The sequence below is a fragment of the Archangium sp. genome, from assembly GCF_036388035.1.
Classification (GTDB): domain Bacteria; phylum Myxococcota; class Myxococcia; order Myxococcales; family Myxococcaceae; genus Archangium.
The window spans coordinates 1-15,052 of sequence record NZ_DASVSO010000249.1 but is presented as its reverse complement, the minus strand read 5'-3'; the positions used below and the strand labels follow the sequence as shown (position 1 = coordinate 15,052).

The window sequence follows — 15,052 nt, the reverse complement described above, 5'->3', positions numbered from 1 at the left end:
GAACCAGCTGTGGGGCAAGGCCTTGACGACGACGGTGCCCTCGGAGGTGCCGTCCGTCTTCCACAACGCATTGCCCATCTCGCTCTGGGCGGAGAAGAAGAGCATGTCGTCGAAGACCGTGAGCCATGTCGGGTAGGAGCTGGAAGCCCCCGGGCGGATGTCCTTCAGGAGCACGGTGCCCTCGGGAGTGCCATCCGTCTTCCACAGCTCGGTGCCCGAGCTGCCGTCGTCGGCCACGAAGAACAGGGCCCCCTTGAAGGTGACGGCGCCCGGCCAGTTGGACACGGCGCCGGAAGCACCCGGGCGGATGTCCTTCAGGAGCACGGTGCCCTGGGAGGTGCCATCCGTCTTCCACAGCTCGGTGCCCGAGACGCCATCGTCGGCCACGAAGAACACGGCGCCATTGACGGGACGGGTGAAGCGGCGCGGGGAGGAGCTGGAAGCACCCGGGCGAATGTCCTTCACGAGCACGGTGCCCTGGGGGGTGCCATCCGTCTTCCACAGCTCGGTGCCGGAGGCGCCATCATCGGCCACGAAGAGGACGCTCCCGTTGAAAGGCACGAAGGAGTTGGGCGCCGCGTCCGACCCGGGGGGCCGGATGTCCTTGAGGACGGAGGTGCCCAGGGCGGTGCCATCGCTCTTCCACGGCTCTCGGCCCAGCGGACCCTCGGCGGCGAAGAGGAGCGTCCCGTTGAAGCTCCGCAGCCCGTCCGGGGACGAGCTGGTGGGCCCTGGCGAAAGGTCCTCGACGAGCCCGGTGCCCGGGGCGGTGCCGTCCGTCTTCCACAGCTCGGTCCCGGTGCTGTCGGTCGTGGCCACGAAGTAGATGGCGCCATTCATGTCGGTGAAGCCCGAGGGATTCGAGCCGTCAGGACCCGCCACCAGGTCCTTGACCAGGAGCGTGCCAGACTCGGTGCCGTTGCTCCTCCACGGCTCGTGCCCGCTGGTGCCGTCATCGGCCGAGAAGTAGAGCGTGCCCCCCACGTCCACGAGGCCGGTGGGCTCCGAGCCGAGCTCGCCCGGATGGAGATCCTCGACGAGCAGGGTGCCAGAGGGCGTGCCGTCGCTCTTCCACAGCTCGCGGCCCGTGGAGCCATTGCTCGCGCTGAAGAAGAGCGTGTTGCCCACCGGCGTGAGCTCTTCCGCGCCACCACCGGCGGGGAAGCTCTTGAGGAGGACCGCGTTGGGCCAGGTGCCGTCGCTCTTGTAGAGGTTGCCGCGCCGGGTGAAGACGAGGGCGCCGCCCAGCTTCGTGAGCTGCTCGGGATAGTCCTCGAGGATGGAGTAGGTGCCGGACTCGGCGCCCTCGCTCCTCCAGAGCTGGCCGCCCGCCAGGAAGTAGAGCACACCGTTCAGCTCGGTGAGCTGGATGGGGTCCGAGCTGGACCAGTACTCCGGGGAGTCGAGGGGGTCGAGATCCTCGACGAGGACGGTGCCCGCGGTGGTGCCATCGCTCTGCCACAGCTCGAAGCCCGTGGCGCCGTCATTGGCCACGAAGAAGAGCCTCCCCTTGACGAGGGTGAAGCCGAACCTCGCGAAGGCAACACCCGGCCAGATGGAGTCCCCGGCTCCCGGCGAGATGTCCTTGACGAGGACGGTGCCCGCGGCGGTGCCGTCGCTCTTCCACAGCTCGCGGCCCGTGGCGCCGTCATCCGCGAAGAAGAAGAGACTCCCATTGGCGGCGAAGAGGTACTCGGGCCCCACCGTGTCCAGGTGGGGGTTGATGTCCTTGACGAGGACGGTGCCCGCGGCGGTGCCGTCCGTCTTCCACAGCTCTTCGCCCGTGGTGCCCTCGTAGGCCACGAAGAACACGGTGTCGCCGAGCTGGACCAGCTCGCGCGGGTCCGAGCCCACCACCTGCCTCACCACGGGGTTGATGTCCTTGAGCAGCGAGGCCGAGCCCGCCCCCAGTGCCACCTGCGCCCGGTCGGGCGTGCTCTCCGCGTCCGGCTCCGGGGGCGGCTGCATGCACCCCCACGCCAGGAGCAGTCCCCCGGCCATCACCACGGCCTTCATCCAGCATCGACCAGACATTTCGCTCTCCCCCCACCGGGATGTCTCCCGGCCTCGATGTCCACATCCCAGGGATTGCCCACGGCGAAGACATACACTGGCATGGCGCCGCGGCGTCTCACACGGCCCATCAGGACAATCACCCGCTAGCGAACAACCCGGGGCAGCGTCCCCCCGACCGCATTCAAACCCATGGGGTAGGGCGACGCGGATGCACCCATGCACCTCCTGGAGCGGGGGTTGCACATAGGGCACACCGGAGCCTCGGGCCTCGAGCGTGTGGGGAGGCCAGCGAGGAGCACGCGTGGACACGGAGAAGAAGCCCGAGTCGAACGGGGAGCACCCGGAGCAGGTGGGGCCGTACCGCATCCAGGAGCAGGTGCCTCAGCCCAAGTATCCCCAAGGGGACCTCTACCGCGCCATCCACGAGACGAGCGGAGCGATGGCCCTGGTGCTCAAGCCCGCCGAGGACGGCTCGGTGCCGCTGAAGGACTGGCGGGTGCGCTGCATCTCCTCGGCGTCCCCGGGCTACCTCGCGATGGAAGTGGAGCACACCCCCTGGTCCGTTTCCCAGGACAGGCACTCCGTGGAGTCGCTGGTGTTCACACTCGAGGAGGTGCGCGCGGGAGTGAGGCACATGGCCCACGCCCTCTCCCCTGAGCCTGAGCCCCATGAGCCCAATCCCTGGCAACGGCTGGGGCTGGTGCTGACGGGCGCCACCGGTGTGTGTGCCCTGCTCTTCGCGCTGGTCCTCCTGCGCGCCGTGTCCCAACCGCCGAGCGCCCCGGAGCCGTTGGCGAGCGCCCCGCCAGCGCCCATCAGCCACGAGGTGCCCGCGACAGCCGAAACGTCGGACTTCGACGCATGGCTCGCGGACACCACCGCCGGGGGGCAAACCGTGCTCGCCCGACCTCTCCCGAAAGAGCCCTTCAAAGGACAGAAGCGCCCTCCCTGCACTCGCTACACCGAGGTGGAGCTCATCGGCGCCTGCTGGGCGCCTCACAAACTCAAGGCCCCGTGCCCGGAGACCCTCTTCGAGTACCAGGGGGAGTGCTACATCCCCGCGTTCAGTGCGAAGCCGCCGCCCCAATCGCTCGGGCAGTGAGCGGCGCGCTCAGGCTCTCGCCTGGGTCCCGGTCGAGCCGTGACGGGGCAGCCGCACGGTGAAGGTGGTGCCCGCCTCGGCCGTGGACTCCACCGACACGCTGCCCCCGTGCGCTTCCACCACCTGCTTCACGATGTACAGGCCCAGCCCGATGCTGCGGCCCGCCTTGTCCACCTCGCCCGAGGCCCGCTGGAGCGGCTGGAAGATCCTCCCCAGTCGTTCCGGTGGAATGGGTGCCCCTTCATTGTGGACGGACAAGGTCACGCTGCCCTTCTCGGCGTGGGTCTCGATGCGGATGGGGGTGCCTTCGGGGCTGTACTTGAGCGCGTTCGTCACGAGATTCTGAACGACCTGGCTGAGCCTGTCCGGGTCCCACTCGCCGCGCCCGTCGCCGTCACGAGCCCAGTGAATCTCCCGGTGGGCGTGAGTCGCCTCGAGCTCCTCCAGGACGCCCTGGATGAGCTCGTGAAGGTTCGCCGCCCGGCGCTCGATGCGGAGCCCCCCCGCCAGACGGGCCTGGGTGAAGTCGAGCAGGTCTCGAATCATCCGGTTGGCGCGCTCGGCCGAGGACTGGATGCGCGCCACGCTCGTCGTCTGTCGCTCGCTCAGCCCATCTCCGCGCTGGAGGGCCACGGCGCCGAGGAGGATGGCGCTCACGGGGGTGCGCAGGTCGTGGCTGACGATGCCGATGAGCTGCTCCTCGAAGTCGGCGCGCTGGCGCAGCTCCTTGGCGAGCGCCTCGGCCTTCTGGCGTGCCTGGACCTGCTCCGTGACCTCGAAGCCGAAGACATCAATGCCTTCCACCTGTCCCCGCGCATCACGTCTCGGCTGAAAGACGAAGGTGACGAAGGTGTCCTCCAGGCGGCCATCCCCGCCCCGGCCCAGGCGCAGCAACGCCTCTTGTCCGATGAAGGGCTTTCCCGTGCGGAAGACGCCGTCCAACAGCCCGATGAAGCCCTGCTCCACCACTTCCGGGAGAGCCTCCTCGACGGGCCGGCCCACCAGCTTCCGCTCCACCCCGACGAGTCTCTGGCAGAGCGGATTCACCAGCTCGAAGACATGCTGGTGCCCACGCAGGGAGCAGACGAAGGCGGGCGCGTTCTCGAACAGGCCATACAGGCGGCTGCGCGCGGCCTCCACCTCCCGGTGAAGGCGCTCGCGCTCGGCCCGGGCCTGGGCTGCCTTCACCGTCCCCTCGACGCGAGCCATCAACTCACGGGCGCCAAAGGGCTTCACCAGGTAGTCGTCCGCCCCCGCCTCGAGTCCCTCGACCTTCGCCTCCTCACCCGCGCGTGCCGACAGGAGGATGACGGGCACGTCGGCCGTCGTCGGGTCTCCCTTGAGCTCGCGCAGCAGGCCGAAGCCGTCCAACCCCGGCATCATCACGTCGGACAGGACGAGGTCCGGCCGCCGGGCCCGCACGGCCTCGAGCGCCCGGGTGCCATTCTCCACGGCCTCCACCGTATAAGGGCCCTCGAGGAGCCGGCGCACGTACTCGCGCATGTCGGCGTTGTCGTCCGCGAGCAGGATGTGGCCCGGGGGGCCCGCCGAGCAGCCGCGCGGTCGCGCCCGGCCAGAGCGGGAGGCGGCCGGGAGTGCCTCTGGCTCCGGGGGATGCTCCAGCCACCCGCGCGCTTCCTGGACATAGGCCGTGGCGCCGGTGGCGGTGGAAGCGAGGCGACACGTCCCCTCCAGGCGCTCCTGGGGCAGGTGCGCGCTCCCGAAGGGCAGGGAGACGGTGAAGGCGGACCCCTCGCCGACCGTGCTCTCCACCCGCACGTCCCCTCCGTGCAGCCGCACCAGCTCCTGCACCAGCGCGAGGCCGATGCCGCTCCCCTCGTAGCTTCTCCCCCGGGCGCCCTTCACCCGGTGGAAGCGCTCGAAGACGCGCGGGAGGTCCTCCTCGGGAATGCCCGTGCCGGTGTCCCGGACCGAGAGCTCCACCTGCTCGCCCTTCGCCCGCAGGACAACGGCGATCTCCCCCTCGAAGGTGAACTTGAAGGCATTGGAGAGGAGGTTGAGGACAACCTTCTCCCACATCTCCCGGTCCACCCAGACGGCCTCCGGGAGGGGCGCGCAGTCGACCGTCAGCCGGATGCCGGCCTTCTCGATAGCGGAGCGGAAGGCGCTGGCCAGGTCCGCGGTGAAGCGGGCGAGGTCGGTCGGTACGTAGGAGGCTTGCACGCGGCCCGCCTCGATGCGGCTGAAGTCCAACAGCGTGTTGACGAGCTTCAACAGCCGCAGGCCGCTCCGGTGGACGAGCTCCTGGCGCTCGCGCTGGACCGGAGGCAGCGGGTTCTCCTGGTCCGCCAGCCCGTCCTCCACCGGCCCGAGCATCAACGTCAGGGGCGTGCGGAACTCATGGCTCACGTTGCTGAAGAACGCCGTCTTCGCGCGATCAATCTCCGCGAGGGCTTCGGCACGCTTCTTCTCCTCTTCGTAGGCCCTCGCCGTGGAGATGGCCGTCGCCAACTGCCCGGCAACGAGGCCCAGGAACCCGCGGTAGCTCTCATCGAAGTTGAGGCGGGGGCTGATGCCGACGACGAGGACGCCCGCCGCGCCCTCCTGACCCGGGAGGGAGATGGGAAGGACCAGGGCGCGCTCGCCAGGGACGTCCTCGACCGTCGCGCTCTCTCCTCGCTCGAGGACCCGGAACAAGACGCTCTCGAAGAGCCCTTCCGCCGAGGCAGCGGTCACCTCTTCCGGGGCGGGGAAGTGCTCCCCGGCCTGGCCACTCGTGCCTCGGAGCAGCAGTCGTTTCCTGTCGCCGAGGTAGATGAGTGCGAAGGGCAGATCCTTCTGGTTCTCCGACAGCACGGCCGCGGTGACCCGGGCGGTGTCCTGCACGCTGCGCGCGCGGGAGAGGGCACTGGCGAGCTCCCGCAGCGTGCGCAAGCGGCGCTCCCCGAGGACCCTCGAGGTGGTCTCGCTGACGGCGGTGAAGACGCCGTCGACGCTTCCCCGCTCACCGCGAATGGGGCTGTACGAGAAGGTCCAGTAGGTCTCCTCGGGGAAGCCGTTCCGGTTCATCAGGAGCATCTGGTCCTCCGACCAGGTGGGGACTCCCGAATCGACGACCTGCTTCATCATCGGGCCGAGCAGATGCCAGGCCTCGGGCCAGAGCGTCTCCGCCGGAGCACCCAATACGCGCGGATGCTTGGCCCCGAAGGAGGGCCGGTACGCATCGTTATAGAGGGTGATGAGGCTCCGTCCCCAGAACACCACCATGGGGAAGCGGGAGTTGAGGCAGACATCGACCGCCGTCAGGAGGCTCTGCGGCCAGCGCTCGATGGGGCCGAGCTCCGTCCGACTCCAGTCGTGCGAGCGAACGAGCGCGCCCATCTCGCCCCCGCCCACGAGAAAGCCGCCCGCCTCACCCTCGGAGCCGTTCACGCCGATGTCCATTCAGGACCTCGCCGCCCCATGAATGACTCGCTTGCTCGGCGTGCCGCGAGGCGACCTGGCCCTCGAATGCCAGGCGTCCTGCTCGAGCAAGTGACACCACCCACCAGCACGCGACCTCCGTCCGCGGCACGACCCAGCCGTGCCAGAGAGCCTCCAGGGAGGGAATGGAACCACCCGAAGCAGCCACGTCTTCAACATGCGCCGCCCGTCGGGACTTGGCGACGGGGCGGGGGTGGGCTCGACTCGCCTGCTCAGGGCCCAGCTCTCAGTGCCTAGAGGAGCCAGCGGAACTCGGGCAGCGACAAGCGGCGCGGGGGTCCGCCGTCCGCTCGCGACAGCGACAACACCAGTCTCTGCTGTTCGTCGGGGGAAACACCGAGCGTGAGGAGGCCCGTCGCGGCCAGGAGTCGCAGCGCATCACCCGGCGGGACGCGCGCTGGAAGCTCGAGCTCGATGCCCAGGAGTTCCGCCAGCCCCGCCTGCCGCTGCCTGTCGCCGGCCCTCCCATCGGTCCACGTATCAGGCCTGCTGCTGCTGGGTGGGCGGAACACGAAGGGCTGTCTCGGGTCTTCGCTCGCGAGGGCCACGGGGATGACCATGCCGGCGGGCAGATAGGGCGGCCGATAATCCCAGGTGGGAAAGGGCAGCGACGGGTGGGGCGCCGCGGTGCGCAGCGCGATACCCAGGGGCGAGGCCCCCGTCTCCCGCCACCGGGCCCTCTCGGCGAGTCGGGTCCGGGCAATCGTCGGCCCGGTCACCGCCGCTTCGTCCTCCACCCAGAAAAGCTCGAGATAGGCGTTGTCGAAGCAGTAACAGACATTGGTTGTGCCCTGCCCCGGATGCTGGCGCCGGAAGCTCTCCCGGAGGCCGGCCTCTTCCAACCGCGCCGCCTCGGGCGCTCCCGGCTCGACGAAGACGAAGACATGACACAGCTCCAGGGCAGGGGACATGGAGGGATTCCCAGGGGGAGAGACCGGATGAGACTAGACGCACCGGCCTCGGTATCGCGCGGATTTCCCAGCCGCACTCCTCGCCCGCGTAGTCCATCCACCCACGCTCCCGGGCCCGGCGTGCCACCTCGTTCATCGACCGCCGGTACTCCCGGCTCGCCGAGGCGAACACCCCATCCCGGTCTCCCACCAGCCCGCTCAACCACCGCGGCACCCGGCCGAGGCCCAGCGCCTCGAAGTCGCCGCGGGCGCTACTTCTTCGAGCGCGACGAGGAACCCGACTTGCGCGCGCGCGACGAGCTGCTCGACTTGCGCGAGGAGGTGGAGCGGCCGCTGGAGCGCGACGTGGTGCCCGTCTTGCGACCCGTCTTGCCGGCCGCCTTGCGGGTGCGCGACTTGGCGCCGGTGCTGCGCGTGCTGCGGGCTGGCTTGGCCCGACGCGCGCTGGACGCGCTCTTCTTCGCCGCCGTCTTCTTCGAGGAGCGCTTGGTGGCGCTCTTCGCCTCACCCTTCTCGCTGCGCTGCTTGTTCACGACGCGGGCGGCGAGCTCCTCGGCCCGCTCCAGGCTCGCGCCCTGCTTGCGCGCCGACTGCTTGATCTTCTGGTACTGCCTCACTCGCTTCGGGTTCTTCACTCCACGCGGCGGCATCCGAGACCTCCATGTGTTGAACGGCTTGCGACGGCAAGATGGGGATGCCGGTTTCCCGACGCTGGGGGCGTGGGGAATTTCACGCGCACGAGCGTTGAACAGTTTGCGCTCGGAAAGCCCTTGCACCCGCCGTGCGTCCGACGCCCAACACGTGCGGGCCGCCGTCGCGCGTCCTCAGGCCACCGACTGTTCGGAAGTACCGGCGTCCTCGGCCACGGGCAGGGTGATGAAGAAGGCGGTGCCGCGCCCCTCCTCGCTCTCGACGCGGATCTCCCCGCCGAGCGCGGTGATGATGCGGTGGCACACCGACAGGCCCAGCCCCGTGCCCACGCCGACGGGCTTGGTGGTGAAGAACGGGTCGAAGATGCGCCCGAGGTGCTCGGCCGAGATGCCGGAGCCCGTGTCGCGCACCTCCACGAGGACCTGGCCCGGAGCGGCGATGCGAGCCACCACGCGAATCTCGTTCTCCCCCACCCGGCCCGGGTCGATGGCGTGCGCCGCGTTGATGAAGAGGTTGAGGAACACCTGCCCCAGACGCGCCGCGTTGGCGCGCACGGCAGGCACCCCGTCGCACTCGTGCACCAGCCGCGCGCGGTCACGCACCTCGTGGTGCGCCATCTTGGCCGCGCTGCGCACCACCGTGTCCAGGCTCACCGCGTCGAGCGCCATGTCATCCGGGCGCGACAGCATCTTGAGGTCCTGCACGATGAAGCGCACCCGCTCGGCGCCCTCGTGCGCCTCGCCCAGCGCCGACAGCAACTCCTGCCGGTCCTCCTCGGAGGGCGCGCCCATCAAGCCCCGCAGCTCGCCCTGGGCGAAGCGCAGGTTGCCGAGGATGTAGGCGAGCGGGTTGTTGATCTCATGCGCCACGCCCGCCGCGAGCCGGCCCACCGAGGCGAGCCGGTCCGCGAAGAGGAGCTGCTCCTGGGCCTCCTGGAGCTGCCGGAGGCTCTCCTGCAACCGGGTGTTGGCGTCGCCGAGCTCGGCGGTGCGCGCGAGCACCATCCCCTCCAGCAGGGCCTGGTGGCGGCGGGCCTCGCGCTCGGAGGCCTCGGCCTCGGCCCGCACCAGCCGCTGCCGCTCGTCGAGCAGCGTCCGGAGCTCTCCGGCCATGCGGTCGAAGGCGCGCGCCAGCGTGCCCAGCTCGTCGTGGCCCGCCATGGCGGTGCGGATGTCGAAGTCCCCACGTCCGATGCGCTCCGCCACGCCCGTGAGCCCCCGGAGCGCGCGCTGCAGGGGGACGAGGATGGCGAAGGCGAGCGCCAGCACGAGCACGAGGCAGAGGGCGGGGACGAGCAGGGCGAGCTGCTCGGCGGTCCGCTCGCTCTCGTCCCAGCGTTGGTGCAGCACCTCCATCTCGGCCTGCTCCTCGCGCCGCATCTCCTCGATGCGCCGGCCCACGGTCTGCGAGAACTCCGTGTACAGCGACCACTCCACCGCGGAGCCGACCGGCGAGCCCCGGGGAATGGCGCTCACGCGCGCCTCGGCCCGCTCCACCCATCGCCGCAGGTCCGTCCGGAGCTCCACGTGCTCGCGCCGCTCGACAGCGGGCGTCCGCTCCGGCAGCCACTGCCGCTCCCGACCCATGCTCGCCCCGAGCGCCTCCAGCTCCACCTCCATCCGCTCCAGCATCTCGAGCCGCACGCGCTCGGTGCTTCCCGTCACCTGCCGCATCTGGACCAGCTCGTTGAGGTAGGGCCAGGCCAGGGCACGCACCCGGCCCAGGCCGTCGAGCTGCCCCTGGGTGGCCATGAGCTGCCCGCGAATCACCCGGCTGTCGCGGGCGCCGACGAAGAGGTGGGCGCCCATGAGGCATACGAGCACGACGGCCATCGCCGCGAACAGCCACACCTTGGCGCGAATCGTCATCGCCGGGCCTCTCGACCAGCGTGTCCAGGGAACCAGGGGACACCGCCACAGGTCATGATCTCACGAGCACCCGCGCCGCGCGAGCCAGCGGGGACCCGAGGCGCGATGTTTTCTCAATGTCCGCGGATACCGTCGTCCCCGCTGACAATGGAAGGCCGCGCGACCCGGGCCCGCTGTCTACTATTGGATAACGTCCCGCATCTCCTCGCGAAACGTTGAGGGCACCACGGGCCGAGCTCCGCCAGCCGCTCGCCCTGTCGGGCAGGTGTCACCCGCCGGGGGGGCCGGAGGAACGCGGGTGGAGAAAATGATTGGATGAGAGGGCACGCTTTCCCAGGAGATCCTCCCCGTGCCAACCCCCAGGCAGATGCTGTGTGCCGTGCTGGCAGCCGGGTGCTTCTTCACCACCCCCGAGGCGGAAGCCCGCTTCGGCAAGGCGGGAGGCTCCCGCTCCTCCAGCGGCGCGTCTTCTTCCAGCGGCTCCAACTCCTCGACGGGCTCCAGCACCTCGGCGGGCGCGTCTTCTTCCGGTGGCTCCCGCGTCTCCAGTGGCTCCTCGGGGTGGAGGTTCCACGCCCACCGCACCGACAGTCCCCGCCGTCGGCACCGCGCCACGCCGGTGGGACAGGAGCCGGACGGCGCTCCTTCGAACAACGGTGGCGGCAACCCGGACCCGGACTCCGTGAGGCCCGTCATCCTTCCGCGCCCCGTGTGGGTGCCCGCCTTCGCGGGCGCCTACTCCCGCCGCTCGCGGTGGGTGACGAGGCAGGAGGCGGATGAACCCAACCGCTCGTTGCTGGTGCGCATGGGCGTGGAGGGGCTCGCCCTGAGAGAAGGCGGGGCGCTGGGGTTTGGCCTGGGCATCGAGGGGCGCCGCTGGGGCGTCTCCACGCGACTCACGGCGATGAACCTGCGCGCGGACGACGGCTCGGACGAGACGGACCACCTTCGGCTGGCGGAGGCGAACGTGACGCTCGCGGCGTACGCGAGCGAGCGCGGCCGACTGCGGGTCGAAGGGGGCGTCGCCTGGGTCCACGCACCGGACGTCATCTTCATCGGCCCGAACATGGCCCTGTCCTTCGAGCGGTGCCTGTGCGGCGTGCTGGACCTGGAGGGCCGGGTCCAGTGGGTGCCCTTCCCCCACCTGCAACTGGATGGACAGCTCGGCCTGGCGGTCCACCTGGGCATGCTGACCCTGCGCGGTGGCTGGCGCAAGCTGCTGCTGGATGATCGGGGCTACCCGAGCGGAGAGCGGCACCGGGACAGCATGGGTGGCCCGTTCGCCGGCCTCGGCTTGAGCTTCTAATCGACGCGAATGGCCTCCAAGATTTCCGACGCGTGGCAGGTGCTGCCACATGGTCCCATCGAGCAGCTCTCCGAGAACCTCTGGCGCGTGGAGGGGTCGCTGAAGGGCATGTCACTCAAGCGCGTGATGACGGTCGCGCGCTCGGGCGACGGCTCGCTCGTCATCCACAGTGCCATCGCCCTCGCCGAGGAGGAGCAGCGCAAGCTCGAAGCCCTGGGCACTCCTTCACTGCTCCTCGTTCCCAACCGGGGCCACCGGCTCGATGCGCCTGCCTACAAGAAGCGCTACCCCGCCCTGCGCGTGTTCGCTCCCCGAGGGGGTCGCAAGGGCGTCGAGGAGGCCGTGCCCGTCGACGGCACGTACGAGGACTTCCCGGACAATGACACGGTCCGGCTCGAGACGCTCGAGGGCGTGGCTGAAGAGGAGGGGGTGATGCTCGTGCGTTCGAGCGACGGGACGACGGTGGTGCTCAACGACGTGGTCTTCAACATGGACCGGAAGAAGGACCCGCTCGGCTGGTTCTTCACCACGGTGCTGGGCTCGGCGCCCGGGCCGCGCGTCTCCCGCCTGGTGAAACTCCTGTACGTCAAGGACCGCAAGGCACTCCGCGCCGAGCTGGAGCGACTCGCGGCGATTCCGGACCTCGTCCGACTCATCGTCTCGCACGAGAAGGTCGCGAGCGGCGGTGAGGCGGCCAGCGCCTTGCGGCGGGCCGCGACGTATCTGTAGGGCCCCGGAAGGCCCTCGGGGAACGTGCTGGAGGAGTGCCTACCAGCCTCCGCCACCACCTCCGCCACCACCTCCGCCCGAGGAGCCGCCCCCTCCGCCGAACCCGGAGGCGCCCGAGCCAAACCCCGTCGAGCTGGGAGTGCTGGCCAACGAGCCGCCGACGTTCGAACCGAAGTCACTCAGGGCGGACGAGAGCGCGGCCACACTGAGGAAGGCGCCGCTCGTGGCCCCGGTGAACCAGAGGCCGTAGGGCGTGCGGGTGAGCGCCTGGGTGGGGATTCCCAAGAACACGCGCGCCCACTTGTCCTCGGCACCGAAGGCGATGGCGTAGGGCAGGAGTTCCGAGAAGAACCCCTGCTGCTCGACGAGCGTCGCGCGCTGCTGCTCCGCCGTGAAGATGAACCGGCGGAAGCCCAGGGCCCGCCGGAGCATGGCACTGCCAGCCACCGTGCGACGTGGCACCCACAAGGAGATCCACCCCAACCCGATTCCCCCGAGCACGAACGGAAAGAGCCAGACCGCGAAGTCGCCGCGTTCGCTGCCGGCGGCCATGCAGGTGGACATGCAACTTCCCACCAACACCACGACCGTCCAGATCTTCCACTGCCTGCGCGCCTGATCCACCCGTTCGGAAAACCAACCCCGAGCCTCGGGAGCGGCGTAGATCAGCTCACGCACCTGTTTGTATTCGCCCGAGAACTTGCCCTTGAGCTCCGACACCAGCACAGCCTCCTCCGAGGCGAACACCGAGGCGAGCAACACGCGCTCGTACTCCGCGAGCCGCGGCTCGTCGGAACCTTCCCGGCGGTAGCGTCGGGTGAGACGCCAGTCACTCCTCGGGCGCCACCATGAGTTCGGCAGCTGCTCGATGGACAGGTAGCCTCGCACCGCCAGGTCGACGAGGGTCGCCGCGATGTCCCGGTCGCTGACACGTTTGGTGATGAGGAGGCTCAGCAACGCCGGGCGCAGGTCCGCGGGCGGCCAGCGTTCGAGCTCGATGGAGACGGGCGCGATGGACTGCTCGTCCTGCCCCTCTTTCTGGAAGAGCCGCATGAGCCCGTAGCCAATGAGCCCGGTCAGCAGGGCGGCGATGATGAAGTCCACGGGGGTCGGCACGTGTTGGCCGGGGCTCGATCCAAGCGTGTCGTCATGGCCCCGCGCCGGCGGGCTGCTCTGGGACACGAGCTCCGGCGGAGGAACCTGGACGCTGCCTGACGGGAAGGCCGCGACCACGGTCATCCCCTCGCCGGGCTTGAGCAGACCGGTGCTGGCCTGGCCCTCGCCCCGCTGGAGCTCCGCCTCGAGGCAGCGCTCCCTGCTGCCGGTGCGTCCCATGTAGCAGGCAATGCGCGTTACCTCCGCGGGCCCGGTGATGCGGGCCATGACCCGCTCGATCGGCACGCCCCACTCCGAGCCCGTCACATTCCAATAGAGCTCCGCGTGCGTATCGAACGCATTCATCGTCCCGACGACGCGATAGGACAGCCGGTAGCGGTGGGGGCCAGAGATGGTCTTGTCGGGCGAGCCGATTCTCAAGCGGACCGAGTTGCCCTGAACGATCACCTCGAGGTCATCCGGTGTCCCCGGGCCCCCCTGGACGCGGACGTCCTGGATGTGGATCCGCCGCTGCTGCGTCGAGCTGGCGCTGGAGAGCACGGGAATGTCGCGGTAGATGCCGTGCTTTTGGATGGAGCCGAAGTCGACGGCGATGTCCTCGGTGACGAGCACATCGGCGTTGGGCTGCACGGCGAGTTGAACGTCGAAGGTCTTGATGACCCAGCCGGTGTCCTGGGCCACGGCCGGAGTGGCGACGAACAGAACGAGGGCACAGTACACGGCGACGCGGAACGCCCGGCTCATGCTCGACCCCTCCTTCTCCCTGGGATCAACAGCGTGACGACGATGCGTCATCCCTGGGGAGCAAGGGCTCGGTTGTCCTTCAATGGCAGCTCTACCCAGCTCCGTGCCGAGGGGGATGCAGGTAGCCCCGCCTTCCCCTCCAGGCGTCAACTCCCCTGACACAGGGGGGCAGAGCGCCCTTCGCAGGGCGCCCCGTGGACTACTTGAGGTTGCCGCGGAAGAACGCGGTCAGCTTGTCGAAGGGGACGACGTTGACGCGGTCGTAGAGGTCCACGTGGCCCGCCCCCGGTACGATGACGAGCTCCTTGGGCTCACCGGCGAGCTTGTAGGCCTCGTCGCTGAACTCTCGGGAGTGCGCGTTCTCGCCCGCGATGAAGAGCATCGGGCGCGGAGAAATCGTCTCGATGTCCGCGAACGGGTAGAAGTTCATGAACCTGGTGTTGCTACTGAGCGTCGGCTGCGTCGTGGTGTTCGGGCTATGGCCACGCTGCGTGCGGTAGAAGTCGTAGAACTCGCGGTCGATGGCCGTCGACTGGGCGTTGAGCTGCTCGGGCGTCCCGCTCGTGAACGTGGGCTTGCCACCCGCGAACTCCACGTCGCGCTGTAGCGCCGCCTGCTCGATGAGCTTCTTGCGCTGCTCGAGGGTCACCGCCTTGCGGAGCCCTTGGCGGTTGGCCGCGCCCATGTCGTACATGCTGACGGTGGCGATGGCCTTCATGCGCGGGTCGATCTTGGCCGCGCTGATGACGAAGCTGCCGCTGCCGCAGATACCGATGGCGCCGATGCGCTCCTTGTCGACAAAGGACTGGGCGCGCAGGAAGTCGACTGCGGCGCTGAAGTCCTCGGCGTAGATGTCCGGGGCGACGGTGTTGCGGGGCTGGCCCTCGCTCTCGCCCCAGAAGGACAGGTCCAGGGACAGGGTGACGAAGCCCTGCTCGGCCATCTTCGTGGCGTACAGGTTCGCGCTCTGCTCCTTCACGGCGCCCATGGGGTGGCCGACGACGATGGCCGGGCTCCTCGCGCCGCGAGCCAGGTCCTTGGGAACGAAGAGGTTGCCGACGACCTTCATCTTGTACTGGTTCTGGAAGGTGACCTTCCGCACCGTGACCTTGTCACTCCGGTAGAAGTTATCCGCGCCGTCGCGTGTGTCCCCGGGCGCAAGTCC

General features: G+C 69.5%; 10 protein-coding genes. 3 read left to right on the top strand and 7 right to left on the bottom strand.

The genetic code is table 11. The features are described 5' to 3' along the window. Nucleotides 1-2,034, bottom strand: a 2,034-nt coding sequence (locus tag VF697_RS10825) for an ELWxxDGT repeat protein (protein WP_331093974.1), incomplete at its 3' end; no start/stop codon positions are given. Nucleotides 2,035-2,317: 283 nt separating this feature from the next. On the opposite strand from VF697_RS10825, the gene VF697_RS10820 reads away from it, so the two are divergent. Next, the gene (locus tag VF697_RS10820) at nucleotides 2,318-3,118 is read left to right on the top strand and encodes a hypothetical protein (protein WP_331093972.1); all 801 of its coding nucleotides are present in this window, start codon (nucleotides 2,318-2,320) and stop codon (nucleotides 3,116-3,118) included. 9 nt (nucleotides 3,119-3,127) lie between these two features. Here the strand turns inward: VF697_RS10820 and VF697_RS10815 are convergent, their stop codons facing one another. The 4 genes from VF697_RS10815 to VF697_RS10800 form a co-directional block, all read right to left on the bottom strand. Then, complete coding sequence (locus VF697_RS10815) at nucleotides 3,128-6,523, bottom strand: ATP-binding protein (RefSeq protein WP_331093970.1); 3,396 nt, start codon at nucleotides 6,521-6,523, stop codon at nucleotides 3,128-3,130. 272 nt (nucleotides 6,524-6,795) lie between these two features. Next, entirely contained in the window at nucleotides 6,796-7,473 is a 678-nt protein-coding gene (locus VF697_RS10810; protein ID WP_331093969.1) for a VOC family protein, read from the bottom strand. 251 nt (nucleotides 7,474-7,724) lie between these two features. Further along, on the bottom strand, nucleotides 7,725-8,123 hold the full coding sequence (locus VF697_RS10805) for a hypothetical protein (RefSeq protein ID WP_331093967.1): 399 nt from the start codon (nucleotides 8,121-8,123) through the stop codon (nucleotides 7,725-7,727). A gap of 174 nt (nucleotides 8,124-8,297) precedes the next feature. After that, a complete protein-coding gene (locus VF697_RS10800; RefSeq protein WP_331093965.1) occupies nucleotides 8,298-9,992 on the bottom strand; it encodes a sensor histidine kinase in 1,695 nt (564 codons plus the stop codon). A gap of 349 nt (nucleotides 9,993-10,341) precedes the next feature. Between VF697_RS10800 and VF697_RS10795 the strand changes: the two genes are divergently transcribed. Together VF697_RS10795 and VF697_RS10790 are read left to right on the top strand one after the other, a co-directional pair. Further along, nucleotides 10,342-11,298, top strand: a complete 957-nt coding sequence (locus VF697_RS10795) for a hypothetical protein (protein WP_331093963.1) — start codon at nucleotides 10,342-10,344, stop codon at nucleotides 11,296-11,298. Nucleotides 11,299-11,307: 9 nt separating this feature from the next. Continuing rightward, nucleotides 11,308-12,027 (top strand): hypothetical protein, encoded by a 720-nt coding sequence (locus VF697_RS10790; RefSeq protein WP_331093961.1) that lies wholly within the window; start codon nucleotides 11,308-11,310, stop codon nucleotides 12,025-12,027. 39 nt (nucleotides 12,028-12,066) lie between these two features. On the opposite strand, the gene VF697_RS10785 is transcribed toward VF697_RS10790, so the two are convergent. Further along, the gene (locus tag VF697_RS10785; protein ID WP_331093959.1) at nucleotides 12,067-13,887 is read right to left on the bottom strand and encodes a DUF2207 domain-containing protein; all 1,821 of its coding nucleotides are present in this window, start codon (nucleotides 13,885-13,887) and stop codon (nucleotides 12,067-12,069) included. A gap of 199 nt (nucleotides 13,888-14,086) precedes the next feature. Then, nucleotides 14,087-15,052 (bottom strand): alpha/beta hydrolase (locus VF697_RS10780; protein ID WP_331093957.1); only part of this gene is annotated, 966 nt, incomplete at its 5' end.

What these genes read in the sequence shown, in the direction of transcription:
- VF697_RS10815 (WP_331093970.1), bottom strand. Translation starts at nt 6,523, where the DNA reads ATGGACATCGGCGTGAACGGCTCCGAGGGTGAGGCGGGCGGCTTTCTC.
- VF697_RS10810 (WP_331093969.1), bottom strand. Translation starts at nt 7,473, where the DNA reads ATGTCCCCTGCCCTGGAGCTGTGTCATGTCTTCGTCTTCGTCGAGCCG.
- VF697_RS10805 (WP_331093967.1), bottom strand. Translation starts at nt 8,123, where the DNA reads ATGCCGCCGCGTGGAGTGAAGAACCCGAAGCGAGTGAGGCAGTACCAG.
- VF697_RS10800 (WP_331093965.1), bottom strand. Translation starts at nt 9,992, where the DNA reads ATGACGATTCGCGCCAAGGTGTGGCTGTTCGCGGCGATGGCCGTCGTG.
- VF697_RS10790 (WP_331093961.1), top strand. Translation starts at nt 11,308, where the DNA reads ATGGCCTCCAAGATTTCCGACGCGTGGCAGGTGCTGCCACATGGTCCC.
- VF697_RS10785 (WP_331093959.1), bottom strand. Translation starts at nt 13,887, where the DNA reads ATGAGCCGGGCGTTCCGCGTCGCCGTGTACTGTGCCCTCGTTCTGTTC.